The organism is Methanofastidiosum sp., assembly GCA_013178285.1.
Classification (GTDB): Archaea; Methanobacteriota_B; Thermococci; order Methanofastidiosales; family Methanofastidiosaceae; genus Methanofastidiosum.
Window position 1 is genome coordinate 44,215 of the sequence record JABLXD010000005.1, and the last position, 21,916, is coordinate 66,130.

Annotated in this window: 28 protein-coding genes and 3 tRNA genes; 16 read left to right on the top strand and 15 right to left on the bottom strand. The window is 36.4% G+C overall.

Annotated elements, in window-relative coordinates:
• The first annotated feature begins 92 nt into the window (after window positions 1-92).
• A complete protein-coding gene (locus HPY60_03230; GenBank protein ID NPV50196.1) occupies window positions 93-332 on the top strand; it encodes a hypothetical protein in 240 nt (79 codons plus the stop codon).
• Between the two features lie 9 nt (window positions 333-341).
• Here the strand turns inward: HPY60_03230 and HPY60_03235 are convergent.
• Both HPY60_03235 and HPY60_03240 read right to left on the bottom strand, forming a co-directional pair.
• A tRNA-Met gene (locus HPY60_03235) sits at window positions 342-419 on the bottom strand.
• 14 nt (window positions 420-433) lie between these two features.
• A tRNA-Arg gene (locus HPY60_03240) sits at window positions 434-506 on the bottom strand.
• Window positions 507-703: 197 nt separating this feature from the next.
• Here HPY60_03240 and HPY60_03245 point away from each other — a divergent pair.
• Genes HPY60_03245 through HPY60_03255 form a run of 3 tightly spaced genes read left to right on the top strand, consistent with a single transcriptional unit; the run spans window position 704 to window position 3,724 of the window.
• Complete coding sequence (locus HPY60_03245; GenBank protein ID NPV50197.1) at window positions 704-1,567, top strand: MEMO1 family protein; 864 nt, start codon at window positions 704-706, stop codon at window positions 1,565-1,567.
• Window positions 1,561-2,538 (top strand): mevalonate kinase, encoded by a 978-nt coding sequence (mvk, locus tag HPY60_03250; GenBank protein ID NPV50198.1) that lies wholly within the window; start codon window positions 1,561-1,563, stop codon window positions 2,536-2,538. Before HPY60_03245 ends, mvk begins: the two co-directional genes overlap by 7 nt.
• Window positions 2,525-3,724 (top strand): diaminopropionate ammonia-lyase, encoded by a 1,200-nt coding sequence (locus HPY60_03255; protein ID NPV50199.1) that lies wholly within the window; start codon window positions 2,525-2,527, stop codon window positions 3,722-3,724. The genes mvk and HPY60_03255 overlap by 14 nt, the downstream gene beginning before the upstream one ends.
• Here the strand turns inward: HPY60_03255 and HPY60_03260 are convergent.
• Genes HPY60_03260 through HPY60_03270 form a run of 3 tightly spaced genes read right to left on the bottom strand, consistent with a single transcriptional unit; the run spans window position 3,717 to window position 5,997 of the window.
• Window positions 3,717-4,301: a site-2 protease family protein gene (locus HPY60_03260; GenBank protein ID NPV50200.1), complete on the bottom strand. Its 585-nt coding sequence runs from the start codon at window positions 4,299-4,301 to the stop codon at window positions 3,717-3,719. The two genes, HPY60_03255 and HPY60_03260, sit on opposite strands and share 8 nt — an antisense overlap.
• Complete coding sequence (locus HPY60_03265; protein NPV50201.1) at window positions 4,294-4,947, bottom strand: hypothetical protein; 654 nt, start codon at window positions 4,945-4,947, stop codon at window positions 4,294-4,296. Before HPY60_03265 ends, HPY60_03260 begins: the two co-directional genes overlap by 8 nt.
• Window positions 4,948-5,997 (bottom strand): site-2 protease family protein, encoded by a 1,050-nt coding sequence (locus HPY60_03270; GenBank protein NPV50202.1) that lies wholly within the window; start codon window positions 5,995-5,997, stop codon window positions 4,948-4,950.
• 264 nt (window positions 5,998-6,261) lie between these two features.
• On the opposite strand from HPY60_03270, the gene HPY60_03275 reads away from it, so the two are divergent.
• Both HPY60_03275 and HPY60_03280 read left to right on the top strand, forming a co-directional pair.
• Entirely contained in the window at window positions 6,262-6,498 is a 237-nt protein-coding gene (locus tag HPY60_03275) for a hypothetical protein (GenBank protein NPV50203.1), read from the top strand.
• Between the two features lie 49 nt (window positions 6,499-6,547).
• Window positions 6,548-6,802 (top strand): type II toxin-antitoxin system RelE/ParE family toxin, encoded by a 255-nt coding sequence (locus HPY60_03280; GenBank protein ID NPV50204.1) that lies wholly within the window; start codon window positions 6,548-6,550, stop codon window positions 6,800-6,802.
• 10 nt (window positions 6,803-6,812) lie between these two features.
• Here HPY60_03280 and HPY60_03285 read toward each other — a convergent pair.
• From HPY60_03285 to HPY60_03315, 7 genes are all read right to left on the bottom strand, one after another.
• Window positions 6,813-6,885 (bottom strand) — tRNA-Arg (locus HPY60_03285).
• A gap of 11 nt (window positions 6,886-6,896) precedes the next feature.
• Entirely contained in the window at window positions 6,897-8,705 is a 1,809-nt protein-coding gene (tadA, locus tag HPY60_03290) for a Flp pilus assembly complex ATPase component TadA (protein ID NPV50205.1), read from the bottom strand.
• A 13-nt stretch (window positions 8,706-8,718) separates the two neighbouring features.
• Complete coding sequence (locus HPY60_03295; GenBank protein ID NPV50206.1) at window positions 8,719-9,462, bottom strand: AAA family ATPase; 744 nt, start codon at window positions 9,460-9,462, stop codon at window positions 8,719-8,721.
• A 9-nt stretch (window positions 9,463-9,471) separates the two neighbouring features.
• Window positions 9,472-9,765, bottom strand: a complete 294-nt coding sequence (locus tag HPY60_03300; protein ID NPV50207.1) for a hypothetical protein — start codon at window positions 9,763-9,765, stop codon at window positions 9,472-9,474.
• Window positions 9,766-10,176, bottom strand: a complete 411-nt coding sequence (locus HPY60_03305; GenBank protein ID NPV50208.1) for a hypothetical protein — start codon at window positions 10,174-10,176, stop codon at window positions 9,766-9,768.
• An 8-nt stretch (window positions 10,177-10,184) separates the two neighbouring features.
• The gene (locus HPY60_03310) at window positions 10,185-10,790 is read right to left on the bottom strand and encodes a hypothetical protein (GenBank protein ID NPV50209.1); all 606 of its coding nucleotides are present in this window, start codon (window positions 10,788-10,790) and stop codon (window positions 10,185-10,187) included.
• A complete protein-coding gene (locus tag HPY60_03315; GenBank protein ID NPV50210.1) occupies window positions 10,775-11,218 on the bottom strand; it encodes a winged helix-turn-helix transcriptional regulator in 444 nt (147 codons plus the stop codon). The genes HPY60_03310 and HPY60_03315 overlap by 16 nt, the downstream gene beginning before the upstream one ends.
• 172 nt (window positions 11,219-11,390) lie before the next feature.
• On the opposite strand from HPY60_03315, the gene HPY60_03320 reads away from it, so the two are divergent.
• The 4 genes from HPY60_03320 (at window position 11,391) to HPY60_03335 (ending at window position 14,273) form a co-directional block, all read left to right on the top strand.
• Window positions 11,391-11,873: a hypothetical protein gene (locus tag HPY60_03320; protein NPV50211.1), complete on the top strand. Its 483-nt coding sequence runs from the start codon at window positions 11,391-11,393 to the stop codon at window positions 11,871-11,873.
• A 99-nt stretch (window positions 11,874-11,972) separates the two neighbouring features.
• Window positions 11,973-12,779 (top strand): hypothetical protein, encoded by an 807-nt coding sequence (locus HPY60_03325; protein ID NPV50212.1) that lies wholly within the window; start codon window positions 11,973-11,975, stop codon window positions 12,777-12,779.
• A complete protein-coding gene (locus tag HPY60_03330; GenBank protein NPV50213.1) occupies window positions 12,772-13,329 on the top strand; it encodes a hypothetical protein in 558 nt (185 codons plus the stop codon). Before HPY60_03325 ends, HPY60_03330 begins: the two co-directional genes overlap by 8 nt.
• Entirely contained in the window at window positions 13,326-14,273 is a 948-nt protein-coding gene (locus HPY60_03335; protein ID NPV50214.1) for a biotin--[acetyl-CoA-carboxylase] ligase, read from the top strand. Before HPY60_03330 ends, HPY60_03335 begins: the two co-directional genes overlap by 4 nt.
• Window positions 14,274-14,292: 19 nt before the next feature.
• On the opposite strand, the gene HPY60_03340 is transcribed toward HPY60_03335, so the two are convergent.
• Window positions 14,293-14,634: a DUF86 domain-containing protein gene (locus tag HPY60_03340; protein NPV50215.1), complete on the bottom strand. Its 342-nt coding sequence runs from the start codon at window positions 14,632-14,634 to the stop codon at window positions 14,293-14,295.
• Between the two features lie 129 nt (window positions 14,635-14,763).
• On the opposite strand from HPY60_03340, the gene HPY60_03345 reads away from it, so the two are divergent.
• From HPY60_03345 to HPY60_03360, 4 genes are read left to right on the top strand one after another with little or no spacing between them, the layout of a single operon-like run.
• Window positions 14,764-15,054, top strand: coding sequence for an AbrB/MazE/SpoVT family DNA-binding domain-containing protein (locus HPY60_03345; protein ID NPV50216.1), 291 nt, complete (start codon window positions 14,764-14,766; stop codon window positions 15,052-15,054).
• Window positions 15,044-15,289: a type II toxin-antitoxin system RelE/ParE family toxin gene (locus tag HPY60_03350; protein NPV50217.1), complete on the top strand. Its 246-nt coding sequence runs from the start codon at window positions 15,044-15,046 to the stop codon at window positions 15,287-15,289. Before HPY60_03345 ends, HPY60_03350 begins: the two co-directional genes overlap by 11 nt.
• Before the next feature lie 57 nt (window positions 15,290-15,346).
• Entirely contained in the window at window positions 15,347-18,202 is a 2,856-nt protein-coding gene (locus tag HPY60_03355; protein ID NPV50218.1) for a COG1615 family transporter, read from the top strand.
• 4 nt (window positions 18,203-18,206) lie between these two features.
• Window positions 18,207-18,596 (top strand): DUF126 domain-containing protein, encoded by a 390-nt coding sequence (locus tag HPY60_03360; protein ID NPV50219.1) that lies wholly within the window; start codon window positions 18,207-18,209, stop codon window positions 18,594-18,596.
• Window positions 18,597-18,601: 5 nt separating this feature from the next.
• Here the strand turns inward: HPY60_03360 and HPY60_03365 are convergent, their stop codons facing one another.
• Together HPY60_03365 and HPY60_03370 are read right to left on the bottom strand one after the other, a co-directional pair.
• Window positions 18,602-20,374 carry a ribosome biogenesis/translation initiation ATPase RLI gene (locus HPY60_03365; protein ID NPV50220.1) on the bottom strand — a complete coding sequence of 591 codons (1,773 nt, stop codon included), beginning with the start codon at window positions 20,372-20,374 and terminating at the stop codon, window positions 18,602-18,604.
• A gap of 26 nt (window positions 20,375-20,400) precedes the next feature.
• Window positions 20,401-20,658 (bottom strand): hypothetical protein, encoded by a 258-nt coding sequence (locus HPY60_03370; protein NPV50221.1) that lies wholly within the window; start codon window positions 20,656-20,658, stop codon window positions 20,401-20,403.
• 127 nt (window positions 20,659-20,785) lie between these two features.
• On the opposite strand from HPY60_03370, the gene HPY60_03375 reads away from it, so the two are divergent.
• Both HPY60_03375 and HPY60_03380 read left to right on the top strand, forming a co-directional pair.
• The gene (locus HPY60_03375) at window positions 20,786-21,700 is read left to right on the top strand and encodes a hypothetical protein (GenBank protein NPV50222.1); all 915 of its coding nucleotides are present in this window, start codon (window positions 20,786-20,788) and stop codon (window positions 21,698-21,700) included.
• A gap of 40 nt (window positions 21,701-21,740) precedes the next feature.
• The coding region (locus HPY60_03380; protein ID NPV50223.1) for a radical SAM protein at window positions 21,741-21,916 on the top strand (176 nt) is incomplete at its 3' end.

Below are 21,916 nucleotides of genomic sequence, written 5' to 3' on the forward strand. Positions count from 1 at the left end.
TACACTTTTAAAAAAATATGCCGAATTGAAATTACTAATAATAGGTATTATAACCCAGTAATATTTATAAGATTCAAAACAACAAAATAATTGTGGCATCGACAATTCTAATCAATTTGATTTTTACTGCGATAATATCAATAATGGGGTATCTAAAATACCTTAGGGCAAAGAAAGACATTTACAAATATTTTGCAATTGGATTTGCACTTTTTTCAATTCCATATTTAATGAGCACATTGAGAATTCTTTTTTATGGAAAAAGTGAAATAGATCTCATAATAAACATAATAGGATACCTTGCAATTATTTACGGATTGATGAATAGGTAAAAAATAAATTGGTAGCGGGGAGTGGATTTGAACCACTGGCCTGCGGGTTATGAGCCCGCCGGGCACTCCTAGCTGCCCTACCCCGCTAGAATAAACATAAGCGGACCCGGAGGGATTCGAACCCTCGATCTACGGCTTAGAAGGCCGTCGCCTTATCCGCTGGGCTACGGGTCCTGGTGCCTTAGATTATATTGTAATCTTTGCTGGCTACTTATAAATGTTTCTCTCAAAAAAAAAGTTTAAAATTAATGAAGATTAAAGATAATCCGTATTTTTTTATCATTTATAGAAATTTTACTGGGAATATCTTGAATATAATAAAAATAAATTAAGAAGAAAGGCATATAAATTTCAAGACTAAAATAATAAATATGTATCGTCCATCTTATGTCGCCGGAAGTTTTTATCCCGGAGACAAATCATCACTTCAAAAAATGATTGAAAAATATATCGAAGAAGCAAAGAAAGATATTGATTTTATTGATGAAGGGAAGAATGTTGGCATGTTATGCCCTCATGCAGGATATGTCTATTCTGGAAAAACTCAAGCACACTCTTATTATTATATGTCAAGTTCACCTCCAGAAACTTTTGTGATACTTGGGCCAAACCACACTGGATTAGGATTGCCCGTAGCTTTGATGGATAAAGGTTCCTGGGAAACTCCTTTTGGCGAAATAAAGATCAACGAAGAACTTGCTTCAAAAATAGTTGAAAACTCTGGATTTGTAGGAGTTGATTCAGCCGCCCATAAATACGAGCATTCAATAGAGGTGCAGTTGCCATTTTTGCAGTACACAAAAAAGGATGCAACTTTTGTACCAATATGTATGGGTATTCAAGATAAAGAAACGGCTGTTGAGATAGGTAAGGCAATAGCAAAGTCAAGTAAAGAACCTTTGGGAGTAATTGCATCAAGTGACCTTGTCCATTATGGAAACCGATTTGGATATAATCCCTTGAGAGGGAATAAAGAAGAAACTCTTTCTTGGATAAAAAAGAATGATATGGAAATATTGAAGATGGCTGAAAACTTCGACATAGATAGATTGTACAATTTTATAGATAGTAAGGACTATACTACTTGCGGATATGGCCCACTTTCAGCTATGCTTTCATGCATGCGAGAGCTTGGTGCAAAAAAAGCAAGAATTTTAGACTATTCAAATTCATATGAAACTTCCGGAGATTGGAGTGCAGTTGTAGGTTATGGGTCGGTGGGGATTAGATGCTAGTATCGGCGCCAGGGAAAATAATTCTATTTGGAGAGCATTCTGTCGTTTATGGAAAAGGGGCAATTGCGTCAGCGATTGATCTAAGAACATATACTGATGGAAAGCTATTGAATGATAAAGTAATCAAGATTCATGCTAATGATCTTAAAATACCCGGACTCAGCATATCATTTTCTGAAGAAGAAATCTTTTTAGGAACTGACTATGGCAAAGCCGGATTTGTAGTGTCCTATGTAAAATCAGCTATTGACAGGGTATTCAGTGAATATGGTTCACGAAAAGGGTTTGAAGTTTCTATAAGATCGGATATCCCTGTTGGGGCCGGCCTTGGATCATCTGCAGCTGTTGTTATCCCAACATTAAAGCTTCTTTCAGAGCTTCTCGAAATGAAATTCTCAAATGAAGAGATAGCAAAGATGGGCAAAGAAGTTGAATTTGAAGTCCAAGGAAGCTCAAGCGGTATCGATCCGGCAGTTTCAGCACTTGGTGGCGGAGTTTATTTTAAGAAAGGAAAGATTGAAAGGTTTTCTGCTCCAAACTTACCTTTGATAGTTGGATACACGGGAGAAAAGGGAAGCACTAAAGTTCTTCTTGAAAAAGTAAAGGCTCTAAAAGAAGAGTATCCAGGGATTGTAGACAATATAATGGATGCCATGGAAGAGATAGCAGATAAAGGCAGAAGAATACTAAGCGATAACGGTGACCTAAAAGAACTAGGTTCTTTGATGAATATAAATAACGGACTTCTTGAAGCAATAGGCGTTTCAACGAAAGAGCTTTCTGAACTTGTTTTTGCCTCAAGGATTTCTGGGGCTCTTGGTGCAAAGATTACAGGTGCAGGCGGTGGAGGGTGTATGTATGCCCTTGCACCTAACAAGATGAAAGAAGTCGAAACTGCAATAAGAATTGCAGGAGGAATACCAATAAAGACAAAAACAACTGATGAAGGGGTAAGGGTTGAACGTGAGTAGTTATTTAGACTATATAAAAAATAATAGAGCTAGAGATTACTCAGTTAAGAAAGCTTCAACTGATTTTGTTTCTCAGGATGTTGCAAAAAAAGTAAGAAGTATATATTCCGGCATGCATGAGTACGATAGAACGCCCCTTGTTTCTTTAGAAAAGCTTTCAGGAAAAATTGGTGTTGGGAAAATTTTAGTTAAAGATGAATCCTATAGATTTGGCCTTAATTCCTTTAAGTCTCTTGGAGGCGTCTATGCTATTTACAAGACTCTAGAAGAGATTGCCGGCAAGAATATTTCTATATCGGAGATATTCTCCCCTCAATTTAAGGAAACTATTGGCGAATTGACTTTTTCTGCTGCAACTGATGGCAATCATGGGTTAGGTGTTGCATGGGCTTCTATGAATCTCGGCCAGAAGGCAGTTATTTATCTGCCAAAAGGAACGGTTCCCCAGAGGATTGAGGCGATAAAAAAGACAGGAGCTAAAGCAGTTGTAATAGACGGTAACTACGATGATGCTGTAGAGAAGATGGCAAGAGATGGAGAAAACGAAGGTTGGCAGGTAATATCTGATACAGCATGGGAAGGATACCAAGATATACCAACTTGGATAATGCAAGGCTACACAGTTCTTTTTGATGAAGCGATGGAAGAAATAAAAGAAAATGGTGGAGATATGCCCACCCATATAATTCTTCAGGCAGGTGTTGGTTCTTTTTCTGCTTCAGGAGTTGGATACTTTAACTCAATCTATGGAAAGAAGAGACCAATTTCAATTATTGTCGAGCCGGATAACGCAGCTTGCTTTTATGAGTCAATGCAGATAAACGATGGAAAGCCACACAGAGCAAAAGGCGACCTCTCAACCATAATGGCGGGATTATCATGCGGCGTGCCAAACCCAATAGCATGGGATATACACCTTGACTACTCAGATGTCTTTGTTTCATGTAGAGATGAGCTCTCTGCCCTTTCAATGAGGAGTTTAGGAAATCCTTTGAAGGGGGATAAAAAAGTCATATCTGGTGAAAGTGGCGCAATTGGCCTTGGAGTATTAATGTATATAAAAAATGATCTAGAAATAGGAAAAGATTCAGAAGTTCTTTTGATTAGCACTGAAGGTGACACTGACCCCAAAGGATACCTAGATGTTGTCTGGGGAGGAAAGCTCCCATCAGAACTCCCTATATAGTCAAGATGATTATTACCCCAACTGCCATCAGAGCAATCCACCACATTTTCTCATGCTTGAATATTTTGCTTCCGTCAAGAGGCCCAAAAGGCAAGAGATTAAATACTCCGATAAATGCGCTGACATATGCTACCTGTGCCAGTAAAGGAATAAATGTGAATCTAAATAGAGCTAGAGTAGATACTGCAACAATCATATTTGCAAGAGGTCCTGACAGGGATATTTTTGCATCCTTCTTTTCATCGGTCAATCCATAAATATAGACTGCTCCGGGGGCTGCAAATACAATCCCAAGGGCAAATGACATCCCTAAGGCGAGTAAGAGTCCCGTCTGCCAAAGATGAAACTGGGCAGGATATCCATATTTAATCGCAGTAAATTTATGTGAAAGCTCATGAAGCAAAAATGCTGCTCCAACTATAACAAAATACTTCGGAAGTGACGAGATAAAAAGTATCATTCTATTCACATTACTTAATGCGAACACCCCACCGCTAAATGCAAATCCAAAAGCAATGGACAATGCTGCCCATGCAACTAAAAGTTCAGTGATTTCTTTGTTAGTAAAATTATTCATGTGATTCACCAAGGTATCTTTTTATCCCAGAAACATGTCCTGCTCCCACGATAGCTAAAACCTTTTCCTTCTGTATTCTTTTTAAGTTTTCTGCCATGAATCTATCTCGCTCATCGACAAGCACTTCATATATGAATGGATACCTCTCTTTAATTTCACTAATTAACTCTAAAGGATTTTCATAAACATAATCTATTGAGTATTCTTTGTCTGGGAGAATTGCATCTTTTAGAATCATGACTTTTTCCTTGAATCCAACTTTTTCCAAGAGCCTTTGAATTGTTAGCTTAAGATCCCTATCAATCAGCACAATAGGTATCCCTAAAGATCTAGCCTCCATTGCTGCTTCAATCATTTCTCTGCCAGCTACGATTCCACTGTCTGTTGATATCTTCTTTTGAAGGTATGACATAAATAAAAGTAAAAGAGCATTCTTAAAACCAAAGTCTTTCATCTCCTTCAAAGTTGGTTTTCTATCGTCGCTATGTAAAAGTGCATCAAGCCTTGCAGGATCAAGCTCAAGGGCAACTATATCGGGTTTCTCTTCCCTTATAGCTTCTCTAACTTCAATAACACTCTTCTCATAGATGTGGGCAGTGCCAACTATAATATAATTAGTATCCCCGACCTTTAGAACTTCCTTCATTTACATCCTCTTTAGCATCAGTATTTCAGAAAATTTAAGGATATCAGTTTTAGAGATGAATCCGATTAATCTACCGTTTTCTATAACTGGCGCCCTTCCAAGATTTTTTTCAGCAAGCTTTGTGTGTAATTCAAATACTTCCATATTGGGAGTTGCAGTAATGATATCTTTTGTCATGACATCTTGGATTTTTGTTTCAAACCATTTAATCCTTGGAACTGAGAGAAGTTCATTAGTTGTTATTATGCCAAGAACATTGCCATCGAGGACAACTGGATAGCCTTTGTGCCTCTTTTCAATCAAGATTTTTTCAAAGTCCTCTAGCGTATCATTTGGTGAAACTGTAACTACATCCTTCACCATTAGGTCCTTTACCTTTATCCCTTTGAGTGCTGATGACATCTGGGTTGACTGGTATTCGCCCATGCCACCCATGTATATGAAAAAGGCGATTATGATAAGCCAAGGATTATAGAAAACGCCCACAAATGCAAAGACTATTGCAAGGCCCTGACCTATCCTAACTGAAATTTCAGTTGCCCTTAGATAATCCATCCTTGATGATAAAAAGGCCCTTAAGACCCTGCCGCCGTCCATTGGGAACGCAGGGATGATGTTGAACGCTCCAAGTAAAAAGTTCAAGGACATCACAATTCTAACTATATCTGTCAATGAGCCCAACTGAATCCAGTTAAGATCAAAGTACATTTTTAGTCCAAAAAGGGAACCAAATAAGAATAATATGACTCCTAAAGTTATGCTTGTAATCGGACCTATTACGGCTATTGCAAACTCATGGCCCTTTGGTATAGCCTCCATCTGGGATACGCCACCTATCGGCAGAAGGGTAATCTTTTTAATCTTAGCGCCGTAATGCCTTCCAACAAGAGAGTGCGCCAACTCATGCACTAAAACTGAAGCGAACAAAAGCACTATGACTAAAAGCGGAATGAACCCAAATATCGAAAATATCAAAAGAAGCAGCAAAAATGTAATATGAAGCTCTATCGGGATCCCGAGTATACTTCCAAACTTTAAACTCCAAGGCATAAACTGTCTTTAGAAATTGTCACTTATAAGTTTTAGTTATTGGGGGAGCCAAAAAATTTGTACCCTTTGAGAAATTATACTGCATTGGCTCCCAAACTAAAGAAATGAGGTACATTTATATAATTTTGGTTGAGCCAAATTGAATACTAATTCTAATAAAAGAATTTAAGTTACCATTAACAAAAAATTGGAGAAAATAGGGCTTATGCTATACTTATAGATAATCTTTTATACCCAGGTATACCAAAGTATACAGGTGAGATTGTGGTTACTACTATCAAAATCCATGAAGATACTAAACAGGCAATAGATTTATTCCGAGAATATAAAAACGAAAGCTATGATGAAGTTATAAAAAAAATCCTATATATTGCAAAGAACTGTAGAGATAATAAAGAATTAAGCTTAGAAACTATTGAAGCAATTGAGAAAGCTAGAGAAAGAATAAAAAAAGGTGAATTTTTAACGGAAGAAGAAGCGAAATTAAGACTTGGTTTATGATTTTGAAGTTTAGAAAACTTTTTTAACATAAAATTATTTTTATACGTAAATGTATCAAATCAAGTTTGATAACGAAGCTATTAATTTTTTAAATGGTCTGTCAAAAAATCTTAAAGAGAGGATTTATTATAAAATAATTTCTACGAAAGATAATCCCCATCATTATTTTGAAAAATTGACTGGAAGAGAGGATTATAAACTTCGAGTCGGAAATTATAGAGTTATAGCAGATATAGATGATCAAGCTAAATTCATTTATATTACGCATATAGGCCATAGAAAGAATATTTACAAAAATATATAAGAAAAATCAACGGACCAGGGGGGATTCGAACCCCCGACCTATAGCTTAGGAGGCTATCGCCATATCCACTAGGCCACTGGTCCCAAATCGGATTTTATAGCATTATATATAAGTTTTTACCATTCATGATGCCGTCTTCAATCTGCTCAGCCATTGGATTTTTGTTTGATATCTTGATCTTCCCAGACTTTGGAACGCTAATTTCGTCTAAGTAGTTTTCCTCAATGAATATCTTGACATTTTTTCTTGCAAACCTTTTTTCAACATTGATAAGGATATACTTTTCCCTAAAGTCTACATCAACTGGAATTTTTCCTTTTTTTTCTTTTACTGGCTTTTCCATTGGCCTTACATCAATTGAAAATCCTATCGCGTTTTCCAAAGCCCTTATGTTCTTTCCTTCCTTTCCAATAATCGAAGGGATATCGTCATTATTGAGGTATAGTGCAATTCTAGAATCTGATACAGCTTCTAGTTCAAAAGGCATCCCAAGCTCAGCATTTAATCTTTCCTTTAGCTTTGATAGCGCCAATCTCTTCATTGGGGAAGTCTCTTTCCTCCTTGCCTTAAGGGGCATCACGACGACCTGCTCCCCGTATGTGTAAATCTCATAGAGAGGAGTTTTAGAGTAGAAATCCTTTACCTCAACTATCGGCCTTGCAAGATCCGCTTCATTCATGCCATGAGGAACTTTTACTACAAACTCTAAATCTAATACCTGGTTAACTTCACCATTTTTTATGAATATGATTGTGTCAATAAGCTGGGGGATAATCCCTAGTTCAATCCTTCCAATGAAACGCTGTATGGCATCTACAGGCTTTGTTGCATGGACAACACCCACCATCCCCACACCTGCAAGCCTCATGTCGGCATATATCTTGAAATCATCTGTCACCCTCATCTCATCAAAAACTGTGAAGTCTGGCCTTACCAGAAGTAATATATCGCCGGTCTTTGCCATATCGCCTTCAAGTGCGGTATACTGGGTTATCTCAGGCTGCACATTTAGGTCCCTTGGCTTTTCCATGGTCTTTACTATCTTCTCTAAAGAAGCATAGTATTCTGCTATTGCCTGAGCAAATGTGGATTTGCCCATACCAGGTGCACCGGCAATTAGTATCCCTTCTGCAGTTTCAAGCCTCCTCATGAGCTGCTCAGGTATATTGTAATCTTCTAATGTTAGTTTTTTAACAGGCCTTACCGCAGTAATCTCAAACCTATCGGAAAATGGAGGAGAGGTAATAACTATCCTATACTCCTGTAACTGGACAACATCGGCCCCTTTTTCATCAAGCTCAATGAAGCTATCCCTTGTAGTCTTTGCACGCTCTAGGATATCAAGAGATATCTCGTTTAACTCTTCCTCGGTGTAAATCCTATCATATTTTTCAAGGACGATTGAACCTGGCTTTCCTTTCTTTCTAGCCGGCATTATACCGTCCTTTAAATGAACGGAAAGAGTTTCTGAGTCAAAGAAATCTTCAATCTTTAGCTTTACCTTTTTGTAAGGGGCTAGAAAAATAGACGGGATCCCTTTTGCCTCTGCGATATCCTTCTGTATTAGGTCGCCTGTAACAAGTGTAGCACCTAGATCCATCGCAGCCTCTCTAATAATGGCGTCAATATCCCCCTTTTTGGCACCTGCAATTTCATACTTTGTTGGCCTCTTCCCGTAGTATTCCAGTGGTACAAAAAGTTCATGCGACATCTTAAATATGGTCTTTAGCTCTGCAATCCCAGATATCCCAGAAGATTTCCCTTCATTTGCAAGATGTTCAACTTCAGCGACTGTGGCCTCGGCTATGACAATCTTTTCTAAATCCTTGACAAAATCAGCGTCGCGCAAAAGAGCCTTGAACCTGCCGTCAACTACAACGGATGTATCCGGTACAGCTATCATATGCATCACAAGGCTAGTATATTTCTCCCTGTGGGTATACTACTATGCCCTGTTCAGTTATCGAAAAGGGGTACTGCTTAATCTTGTGGTTTGTCTCCCTCATCTTTCTGATGAATATGCTCCTCTTATACTCTGCCATCCTTGGCATCGCCTTTTCGCCTTCCACAAGGTGCATTGTTATGACTCCTCTAGTTATGAACTCTTCATACCCAAACCTAGAGTATCCCTGGCCATGAATAATCTCAGTTATCAAAATCGAAGTAGCCTTTGTCTCTGTTAGGACCCTTCCCATCATGTAGATATCATCACGCATTTTTTCTGGCTCATCAGAAAAGAAAAATGCGGGGAGTGAATCTATAACGATCCTTTTTGCATTGATTTCCATGGCTATCTCATATAATCGTGAAAGTAGGGCCTTTATGTCAACATCACTTTTCACATAGAAGCTTTCATCAGTTGGAACGCCAACTCTTAATGATGCTGCATCCAGGATGACAATCTTTTTCAAATCCTCATACTTTTTTATATCCCATCCAAACTGTGAAGCTTCCCTCCTAAGCTCATCAGGTTTCTCTTCAAACGTTACATAGATGCCTGCTTCCCCAAAATCCTTGGCACCTGTGTAGATATACTGTAAGGAAAATATGGTCTTTCCTGTTCCTGCCTCTCCAGATAGTAATATTGATGAGCTTTTTGGGAGGCCACCTCCTATAAGTTCATCAAGGCCTTTTATTCCTGTTTTTACCCTTTCTTCCATAATTCTCACCTATATTCTTAATGTAACTAGGAAAAATGAAAGTATCATTATTACAATTCCTAATATAAATACACTAAATGACGTGTTAATAAATGCTTCCTTCCTTATATTGTCCTCCTTTAGTTTTGAGGATTTGAATGCAGTTATAAATGATCCCATGAATAGTATGCTTGAAATTAGTAAGAAAACTGATAATGATTCCTTGAAGATATAGTTTGATATCAAGGCATATTGCGCCAAAAATAGAGAAACTGCAACCATTATGATAGATATGTGGATCATGCTCTGGGATGTTTCATTCAATTACCTCACCCCCGCCATAAGGCCGTAAAGGTAGAAGATGTAACCTAGAACGCCGATTATAAGGTAGACCATGTACTGGGTCTTATAGTCCTTTTCTTCAAGATTATACTTAAACTGCATTATTATGTGGATTGTATATAGTATAATTGAAAATAGAATACTCGATGATCTCGCAATCTCTGGGTATGATGCCGGGGAGAACTTCAATAGAGAGTTCAAGATATCTGAGGAGCTCAAAATAAAAATGAACAATAAAAGGTATCCCATTATGCCAAATGTTTCCCCCATGATAAAGTACATCGTCTTTGACTTGTAGTCGTTTGTTGTGTTATACAATATGAATGTGATGAGCTCTACGGTAAAGAATAAGAGGATGGCTGTTCCAATCCCTAAAAAAAGTACATCTACCATGGAATCCCTTATATCGTAAATCTATCAAATATTACGTTATTGTTATCTATACGATACTTTATTCTTTTATAGTTTCCGCTGTAGAGCTTCCCAAAATCAACGTAAAATATCTCTTCACCCATCTCAACTGCCCTTTCTAAGAATAGGGTAGCCTCTGCAAGATGCCTTATCGATACTTCAACTTCATCCTTGTGCATGCCCTTGTGCAATAGTATTATTATTCTAGTATTTTTTTCTCTGCCTATTGCAAATAATCGCTGTAGGAACCTATACACTGGAACAAGGCCTAATGTGACTATTAAAGGAGAAAGAGAGTCTATTATTACCGTTGTGTCTTTTCCAGTTTCTTCCCTTGCCGTGAAGATGTTCCTTATTATTTCATCTAGATCATATGCATACGAGATGTGGTATTTTTCAGCACTTTTTATGCCCAATCTTTCCGTATAACAGTCTATTATGAACTTGGGTTTGAAAAGTTCCCTTATTTCTACAGGACTCTTATCTATGCCAACATAGATTAGGTCCCCCTTGATTAATTCTTTGCCAAAATACTCTTTTCCAGTTTCTGGCTCTCCTAATAGGAGAATGTTGTTCTGATCTAGCTCTTTGAGCATAGGGCGATTTCACCCCAGATTTTATCTATCTCACTTACTGTTGCAACTTTTATCCCTGGAATATCTAGTTTTGGTTTTTCTTTCCCGGCATAAATAGCACAGAATTTTCCTATCTGCATGAATGAATCCCTAAGTTTAACAGCAAATAATATCCCTTCCATCTTCCTCAATCTTTCGAACAGTTCCTCGGCTTTCTTTACAGTTATTGAATCGATTGCGTAAGTTTCGGGGATTATTTCAATCATGTAGTAATTTTCGCCAAGTTTTTTGTGATCTAGAGTTAGCCTGTATTTTAAGACATTTTTCAGCTTTTTTAAGCGGAAATGAATGGTGGTATCTGGGATATTTGTGAGCTTTGAGATGTCAGTTATTGAGATTCTCGCATTTTCCTTCATGACATCTATAATCTTCTGGTCTATATCTTTCATACAAAGTAATTATTTAATTCAATATTTAAATTTTTCGCAATAATTTTTGTGCCAATTGGAATTTAAATATCAATAATTGATAAATAATTGCGAATTTGGCATATATTACCGAAACATTTAAAAACAATCCCTGATTATTTGTATTGTCCATGTAAAAATGGAGGTTAACAAAATGATGAAATTTTTTAGAAAGCACAGAAAGGCTGTTTCACCAGTTATTGCAGTCATGTTATTGGTCGCAGTAGCTGTTGCAGCAGTTGGAGCATACTTTATTTGGTTTAGATCTTTCCAGACGCAGACACAAAAGTCAGTCCAGGAAACAAGCGAAGGTGCACTCGGCGGAGGATTACAAGTTATTAACATAACAGACGATGGTTCAAAATTCTACGTAGTCTTAAAGAATACCCTTAGTTCTGGTACAATTACTTTGGACGATACAGTTAACATAAATCCAGGAAATGCATCTACAAAAGATCCAGGTACAGCTACAATTTCTCCTGTTGGGCCAATTAGTGCCGGATCTACAATTACTACAACTATAGTTCCGTTTAGTGTAGATGGAAACTTCACCTTGCTTACTGGTACTACTAGAACTTTCACGATTCTAAGTGATGATGGAACATTCGTAGTAACACATACATACACAGACTCATAAACTAAAAAATATTTTATTTTTTGAGTATTTTTTCTTTTCTTCTTTTTCTAATTAAACTTAAAGAAACTCTTATATATCTCGATAATTAAAAAGCATTGAATGATAGCCTACAAGATGAGGATTATTGACCTTGTCAATGGTAAGTTAAAAAATGACGATATGGGAGGAGTTATCCTTTCTACACCCTTTGGTGAGTCAAAGGAAGCAAGGATCCTTGGCACCATAATAGACTCTTATAGGAACAACGAAAATACTTACGGCTCCTTCACTATAGATGATGGAACTGCCACTACCAGATTAAAAGCATGGTCAGAAAAAATTGAGCTTCTTGATAAGTTCAAAGTTGGAGAGATTGTAGATATAATTGGAAGGGTGGGAGAATTTCAAGATGAAATATATATTACGCCTGACAATATAATACCTGTCACTCCAAACTACTGGCTATACCGGGAACTGGAACTTTCTAAGAGAATAAAAGAGCTTATGGAACGGGGACTCTCCTTTGAATATAAAGACAAAATAGAATCTTACATCCCCCAAGAAGCGCCTGTACCACATCAAGCAGAAGAAACATACGAAGCAGTGACTGAAGAAGTAAACATCTCTGAAGTCGAAGAAGCCTTGCAGGAAACAGAGATAGAAGAGCTTATGGAAGAAGTCTCTGAAGAATCTCTAACAGGTGAAGTAAAAGAAGAAAAAGGCGACATGTCCTTTTACGATGACGTTGATGAAGAAGAGATAAAAGAAAGCGTCTATGAACTAGTAAAAACTGATCCAAAGATATCAAAGTCAGAGATATCAAATGTTTTGAGTATTGATGAGCTTGACGTTGAGCTTGCTATAAAAGATCTTGTAGATGAGGGCCGTATTAAATCAAAGGAAGATGGGTTTGAGATAATTGAATGATAGGTATGTCCTCTATGCATTAGCCTTTTCCTTCATCTTTGTTTCGGCATTTATTCTTTTATCATTTAGTGAAGTAAAAATCTCTGAAGACAAGTTTACAAGCATTTACTTTAATACAACAATTCTAGAAATAGACAACAATGCTTCAAATCTAGATGGTACTGAAATAATAGTAAAAAATGATTCAATCACCATGGATGCTCTAAATACTTATTATCCCGGGGATTCTTTTTTTGTAGATGGTAAAGGCTACACGCTGAATATGATAACTAAAGATTCTATTCTTTTGTATAACTATACCAAAAAAGTTGACGACATGCTCTATTTTGATTTTACCATAGAAAATCTAGAAGGCGCTGACAAAAACTACCAGTATGACATCTATATTGATGGAAATAAAGTCCTTGAAGGAAATGAATCTATAAAATCAAATGAAAAAAGAACAATTCAAAAACAGATTGAGTATAAAGAACCTGGAGACCACAGATTGAGCGTAAAACTAGATACAGGTGCAGAGATATACTTTAATTTTTCTTCGGTGAAAAAATGAAGTCAAAGATCCTTGAAATACTTGAGAAAAAAGGAAACTATGTATCAGGGGAAGAAATATCAAAAGAAATAGGGATTTCAAGGGCTGCAATATGGAAGCACGTTAAAAAACTTAGAGAGCTTGGATACGAAATAGATTCTAAGACAAATGAAGGTTACAAACTTATTAGATCACCAGATAGACCTGTAGAATTCGAACTAGAAAGAATTCTAGATACTAAGATAATAGGAAAAAAGATACTTTTCTTTGAAGAAGTAGATTCAACTAATAATAAGGCAAAGCAGATAGCACTGGAAGAAAATGATGGAACAGTCGTAGTATCTGAGATGCAGACCTCAGGCAGAGGCAGAAGAGGAAGAGAGTGGCATTCCCCAAAAGGCGGGATATATGTATCATTTATTCTAAAGCCAAATATACCTCCTGAAAAAGCTCCACAGTTAACTTTGGTATCCTCATTAGCGCTTGTTGAAACATTAAACGCCATGAATCATGAACTCAATGCAAAGATCAAGTGGCCCAATGATGTCCTTATTAGAGGGAAGAAAGTATCCGGCATACTAACGGAGCTCTCATCAGATATGGAAAAAATAAACTATATTGTTGTTGGGGTGGGTGTAAATCTAAACACAGAGCAAAATAACCTGCCTGAAACAGGTACATCTTTAAAACTTGAAATCAAAAATGATGTTTCGGTAAATCTATTCTTGAAGTCCTTTTTAGAAAAATATGACTCAGTCTATCAAAAATATCTAAATGGTGATATCAATCAAATAATTATACTTTGGAAGGAGAATTCGGATACCCTTGGTAAAAATGTCAAGATAATCGGAATAAATGAAACGTATGAAGGGCTTGCAAAGGACATAGATGAGAACGGGGCATTGATATTGCAAGTTGATAACAAAGAAATCAAGGTCTATTCTGGGGATGTGTCTTTAAGATAAATACCCCCGCACTTATCAATTATTCATCTAGAGTACAAAGTAAATCCATTACTTGAGTTTTCAATTCTGGCAGCCTAAAATTAATTGTTTCCCAAACAAGCTCTAAATCTACTTCGTAATAGTATTGGATCAAATTATTTCCTAAATCTTCAAAGAAACTCCAATGAAATGGAAAACTTCTCTCTTTTATATGTAGGGGTATGTGCTTTGATGTTTCACCAATTATTTCAAGATTAAGAATAACTGCGCTTTGGACAAGATTATTTTTCATGAACTCCCCATAATTAACAAATTTTGTAAACTCCTCTATTTTGTTAATCGAGTCAATGATATGTTTCAAATAAACTACATTGCTTTTCATGTTATAACCAATGTAATCGATATTATCGAACTTAGTATTAAAGAGTTTAGAATTATAAAAATACAAATATTAGTAATATTTATAAATATACAAATTCTATTAAGTATTGTAATTAATGAAGAGGATTTTATGGAAGTTGATGTTACACATATTTCAAAAAATGGGCAGGTAGTCATACCCGTTAAAATTAGAAAAGCAGCAAATATAAAGCCAAATAATGAATTTTATGTCTACAACGTTGGTGAAAAAATACTCCTTGAGCCGATTAATAAAGAAAATATCAAAAGAGAACTTGGATTACTAGAGTTAATAAAGGATGCAGAAAAACAAATTGAAAAAGGAGAAAGCATTACATTTGAGAGTTCAACTAGCCTAGAAGAGATGGACAAAAAGCTAATGGAAAAGGTCTATGAAGATTGAATTCTCAAAAAATTTCAACCTAGAATATAAGAAAATTAAAGATAAAAGTACTAGATTAAATATTCTAGCTCAAATAAAGAAATTAGAAGAAAATCCTGAAAGTGGAAAGCCACTCAAGAATAAGTTAAAAGGTTACAGATGTTTAAGAGTAAAGTCATTCAGGATTATATATAGAATATCAAATGAAAAAATAATTATCATTACTTTTGAATCAAGAGATAAAGTTTACAAATGATGGCCAGTGCTATTAAACCGGGTAAATTATTTAAAGGCCCAGTTCCTATAAAGAAGTATGAAGAAAGAATCTAAAAAAAATGGAAAGGGGTTTAACCCAAAAGGATTGTTGTATTTCATTATTTTTGCTCTAATAATCGGCTACTTCTTTGGGATTCCTGTATACTTTAACTTGAATGTTCTATACACTCTGTTCTATGAGCAGTTTATGGTAAAGTTATCTCTATACATGATTGGTCTGGTATGGAGTTTGGTCCTGGCAATTATCCTGTTTCTTATAATGTTCCTTGTGACGCCGCTTAGGAGCATAATAAAACAGGAAGTTGGGAGGAATATAGGTGGAAAACTTATCTACCTATTAATATTCTTCTTGATCTTCATTTTCATGCCAGTTCCGGTGCTCTATCTAAGATATGCACTTTATTTGCAAGAGCTTCCTGAAATAACAAGGCCACTTATTATGGACTTTATATACAATACAGACAGCTTCTACCAAAGCTACCTCTATATCAATTTGATAAATATTGGTAGAGGAATTCTCTTCCTTTTGACTCTTGTAGTTGCCCTGCCATATATAGCAAATCTATTCATTGAGAGGGCAAAGAAATTAGGCAAGGTCTTTGAAGATGGAACAATAAGGGAACAGCCAAAGGAAATTGTTTTAGAAAAAATTCACTCGATTCCGACAGCGGTAATTCTATTTCTTTCCTTGTTGCTATTCTCTGGGCTTCTATTCTTCAGCAACGTCTTGACTTTTTACATAAATAATCCCGACTATGTCAAGTTTGGGATACTTGACTTCCTGCAAATTGGCTGGGTCATTGAATCTTTAATTCTCATTGGAATTGGAGTTATGAACATCGTAGTTTCAAGAGACAGAACAGAACTTGGGATTATGAGTGGGATCTCTCTAATAGCTCTTTTCATGCCAGGAATAGTAAAGGCTGTATTGCTTGTTATTGCGCTTGTGTTTATGCCGACATTAAAGGGCATATTTGACATGAAATTCACAGAGGCCAATGTTGAAGAGTATAAGAGCAGATTCTTGAGTAAAAGGGGGATTATTGCAATATTGGTAATACTTCTAATAGTTTCACCAACTGCCGCTGCAGGTGTAAAAGGGTTCTTGCTTGACAGGAGTGTCAGGGGAAATCCTTTACTTAATACCCCTTATATCCAAAGAGAGATTGACTCTAACAGATGGGTCTCCTACGTTGAAAATGTTGAGAGGATAAATGTCGATATATTGCCACAAAATGACCTTAAGAATATACAGCTGCAGGACTTCCTTAACGAGAATAGATACCTGATAGATAGGGTCAGGGTATGGGACTATGTAACAGGCTATGTCCTTGCAAGGCCGAGACTCGGACCAAGGTATTACCTTATATCGGATACCGACCTATTCCTTGATCCAGAAGAAAAAAGAATCTACTGGGCCACCTACAAGACTATTAAGCCAGAAACACCGGTCACAGACAACTTCTACAATAGGAACTTATTCTATGTTGGAACTGATGATATAATCATAATGGATTCTAACACAAGGGAGATAACAAACATACCTTCAAAAATCTATTTCGGTGAAGGGCAACTTGACTATACCTATTCAAATGGGGATGAGATTGAATCAGTTACAACAAATTCCTATGCAACTAATATGTATCTAGCGGAGGATAGGGCAACTAATCTAGGGGACAATGCCCAATCACTTGATGTAAAAACAATTAACATAAGTGGATTGATACTATTCAGGCTAGAAGGCTACGGGGTATGGTCTGAATACCCATCTTTAGATTATGTTCCATACAGATCCTTAGATGAAAGAAATTCGATTTATCTGCCCGCTGAGTTTGAAAGGGACTTGGACAGCTATATTGTGTTATACAATGACGAGCCTTACTTCTTAACAGATTACAATCTAAGGCTTGACTCTGCAACTTACATGCCTTATGTAAATCTTGATTACAAGAGGAATGTTGCTAGGGTCATTACAAACATGAGAAATGGAGAAGTAATCGTTTATTATGTTGGGCCTGATGACATATTCAAGAAAATTTACCTAGAAATATACCCGTGGATTAAAGATGGAAGTGAGATACCTGATGAAATAAGGGCGCAGTTAAGGGCTCCAGACGATTATTTCAACTATGTTTCTGATGCCTATACAACTTACCATATAACAGATCCAAAAGAGTACATAGAAGCAACAAACTTCTACGAGTTTGACCTTGGAGACTCTGTTGGTAGGTACACAGATTTCATATACAATATCATAGCAAAAAATCCAAAAACTGAAGATTATGAATACGCAGCTTTTCTACAGATGATATTGAGAAGGGCTGAATCAAGAGAGCTAACTGCCCTTATGTATGGATACCTTGATGATAAAAGTTCAGAAGCAAAGTTCTATGCCATTGATATATCTGCAGAAAAGATTACAGGGAAGAGGATTACACAGGAATTCTTAAACAGCCAGTACCAAGAAGAATTTAGATTATTGGCTGAAACAAAAAGACAGGGGAATATGATACTATATCCATTTACATATAAAGATAGAACAGTTCCACTTTACCTGCTCTCTGTTTATGTCCAAAGAGCGGAATCAGTTAATCTTTGGGACATAGTTACTATAGAGCCAAGATCTATGACATTTGGAAGAGGCCAAACTGTCGATGATGCATTAAACAATCTCTTTTCAAAGATAACAGTGACACAAGTTACACCTACAACACCAACTGATGGAAAGCCCACAGTCGGACCAACACCAACAGGAGAAAAGGAAGAGCTTGTCGCTACATTGATAAAGTATTATATCCAAAGAGAGGCTTTACAACCTGGCTCTGAAGATTACAAGAAACTGACTGACGAAATTATTTCAATACTCAATAGACTTGAATCCTTAGAGGGATAATGGAATGATCTTAACTGGAAGAAAAATATCTAAAGGCTTAGCGGAAGGAGAAGTGCTAAAAAGCACCTCTCCAATTTCTTTTCTTGGAGGAGTTGATCCAAAAACTGGGGTTGTGATGGACAAAAATTCAAATGCTTTTGGGAAGAGTATAAAGAATAAAGTCTTTGTATTTCCAATGGGGAAAGGTTCAACTGTTGGATCATATGTTATCTATCAACTGAAAAAGAATGGTGCTGCCCCCCTTGCAATAATTAACAAAGAAGCGGAAACGATAGTTTCTGTTGGTGCGATAATTTCGGATATCCCGATGATTGACAAGATAGAAATTGAGACTCTTGAAGAAGGAAAAAAAGTCAAAGTTAATGGTGACACAGGAACTGTAGAGTTGCTATAATCACTCTATGCTTTAAAGTAATAATACTCTCCAGAGGACTTTTGCTCTCTGTCTTTTTGGGAGTCAATTTTGTTCGATCTTGGCCTTCCTGATTCAGGTTCTCTTCTGAATGTTATCCCAATCTCTTTCAAAAATTTATTCATGCCCTCACGAAGAGATAAGGGTTGTGAGGCTATTCCTGACACACTTGGTCTTCCAGAAAATACAATTGTCTTATCTGAAGTATAATCTAAAGAAACTAAGTCATGTTCAACTATAAGTGCCATGATATCCTTATCCCCTATGAATCTTCTCAATACTTTTGAAAAGTTAAGTCTCTGCTCGATATCAAGGTATGCCGAAGGCTCATCAAATAGATATAAATCTGCATCCTGGGAAAGGCATGCCGCTATTGCCACCCTCTGTAATTCACCGCCGGAAAGCTCTGAAACGGTATTATCTATTATAGGGTCTATCTCTAGAGGCCTTAGTATTTCTGCCTTGTATATATTGGTGAAAAACTTCTCCTTTGCTACTTCAGCCAGTAAGTTCCTTACGGTCCCCTCGTAATCTCTTTTGATATACTGGGGTTTGTATGAAACTTTAAGTTCTGTTTCAAATTTTTCTCCATTGTCAGGCTCTAAAACTCCGGCTAGTATTTTGATAAATGTACTCTTACCGGTTGCATTTGGTCCAACTATTCCGATTACTTCGCCCTTATGCAGGACTCCGCCTTCTGTTTTTAGTGAAAAGCTATCAAATGTCTTCTCAAATGAGGGATATTCTAAAAGGACTTTCTTTGATTTTAGGGTTTTATCTTCCTTTTGGTAGAATTTAATCGATTCGTCTCTAAATCTAACGTTATCCTCCTTTATGTAACCGTCTAGGTACATATTGATTCCAACTCTTACTCCAAGAGGAGTTGAAACAATTCCATATACTCCGGGTTGTCCATAAAGGATATGAATATTATCACTTAAATAATCAAGAATAGCAAGGTCATGTTCTATTACGACGACAGTTTTCTGTTCTGCAAGCTTTCTTATGGCCTTTGCAACATTTAATCTCTGTTTTATATCAAGATATGAGGTGGGCTCATCCAAAAAATAAATATCCGCTTCCTTAGACATTGAAGCAATAACTGCAACTCTTTGTAATTCCCCTCCGCTCAATACAGAGATATCCTTATCGAGAGCATCTTTTAAATCAAGCTCATCTATTAGCTCCTTTGAAACTCCCCTTTCATCTACCTTTTGAAGTAGATCTAGGGTGTTTCCTTTTACGACTTGAGAAAGTTTATCAACGTACTGTGGTTTTAAAGAGCTCTTAATATTTTGTGACTCAATCTTCTCAAAATACCCTTGAAGCTCTGTTCCCCTGAAATAAGAAGTGAGATTTTTCTTCTCTTTTGAAGAATATTCTCCCATGTTAGGATAAAGCTCCCCAGAAAGTATCTTAATTGCTGTTGTCTTGCCCACTCCATTTTGCCCTATTAGACCCAATACCTTCCCTTCCTTTGGGATTGGTAATCGGTAAAGTCTAAATGTATTTGGCCCGTACTGGTGTATTGGTTGAGAAAGCTCTTCAGGTAAATTAACAATTGAAATTGCTTTGTAGGGGCATTTATGAATGCATATCCCGCAGCCTGTACACAAAACTTCAGAGATAATGGGTTTTTTAGTTACTTCATCAACTATTATAGTTTCTTCGTTCATCCTAGGTCCTGGGCAATAGTTAAGGCACAATAGATTACATTTTTTTGGTTGGCATTTATCATAATCTATTACAGCAATTCTCAAAGGACCACCTAAAAAAAATAATATTTTTATGAATTAAAGATAATTATCCAGAACATTAGCCAGCTTCCAAGGAATGAGAACACACCTGATTTTAGAATGCTGCCCCTGCTACCATATTTTGTTGCGTCAACGCCTATCATTTTGACAGGATATTGTGAAACGTAAAATATAACGCATGCAAGGATAATGCTCGCAAAACTAGGTATGGGTGCTATCCCGGAGATTATGCCTGCTACAAGCCCAGTTAAAGCAAAAACAAGCCCTATTTTATGACCGTCATCCATAAAAACTCACCATTTAAAGAGATGAGAATTAATACATTTAAAAAGGTTATTATAGTTTGGCACCTTTCTAATAAATAAATATTCGTTAAATTTAAATTGGATAAACAAGAAAATTTATTGTGATTTAGTGAAGAGATTAATTATATTGGTTTTAATCCTATGCTATATTGTCCAGCCTGTGATGGCAGAGTATGTTGACCTTTCATTGTCTTACCCTACAAATTCTGAAAAAGGCAAAGAAGTAAGGATCACATTTGAAATAATAAATCAATCAAATGATAGGCTTTGGGATGGGACTATAATAATTGAAGAATCATTTATGAAAAAATATGGGTCTTTTATCCAGTCCGATAGAGATTACCAAAATAATCCTTTTAAGTTTTCAATAGTTGAACCGGGGGATAGTTTCAAAGAAACTTTTGTCCTCTCTTTCAAAGAAGATTTTCCATTAAGTGAAGCAAGATTTAACATTATTCTAAAATGTGGGAAGGGTGCATGTAGAGGCGGCTGCAGGCCCTTTTATTTAGAAAAACAAGTTACGATGGCCCTTACTGAAAAAAGGGCTGAAGCTGTCTTAAAATTAGACATGGATGAGTTCACTGCCTATAAGGGAGACACTCTAGAAGTGCCATTTACAATAGAAAATATTGGAAATGTGCAGATGAGGGATATCAAAGTTGAGATTAGAGGAGATATACCATCTGATGAAACAATAGAAATAGCTTATCTTAACCCAGGAAATGAAATTTCTAAAGGGCTATTTATTACAATTGACGAGAATAGTTCTGATGTGTTTTTAAATCCCATAATTTTGGCAAAATTTAGCGATATTTCAGGCAATGAAGGGATGGCATATAAAGACATTAAGATAACTATAATTGAAAAAGAAGAGATCTTGGAATCCAATGACTCTGTAATCACAAACGAGATTATTGAATCTCCAGAACCTAAAACTCCTTTTTTGTTCTATTTTTTCCTGTTTTTATCCATAGTTGGGATTATTGCAGTAATTATATTTGTTTTATATTTGTTTAAGAGATAATTTTTTAAATAATTTTATTTCCTTTTCATAAGGTGCTTAATTGTCTTCTGAACTTATACGTACTACAGACTCAATATGCCCCGTTTGCCAAAAAAAAATCAAAGCAGATATCAAAGAGATTCGAGGCCATATTATAATGGAAAAAGAGTGCCAAGAGCACGGATTTTTCTCAGAAACTCTTTCTAACGATGCTGAATTTTACAAAAGACTGGATAG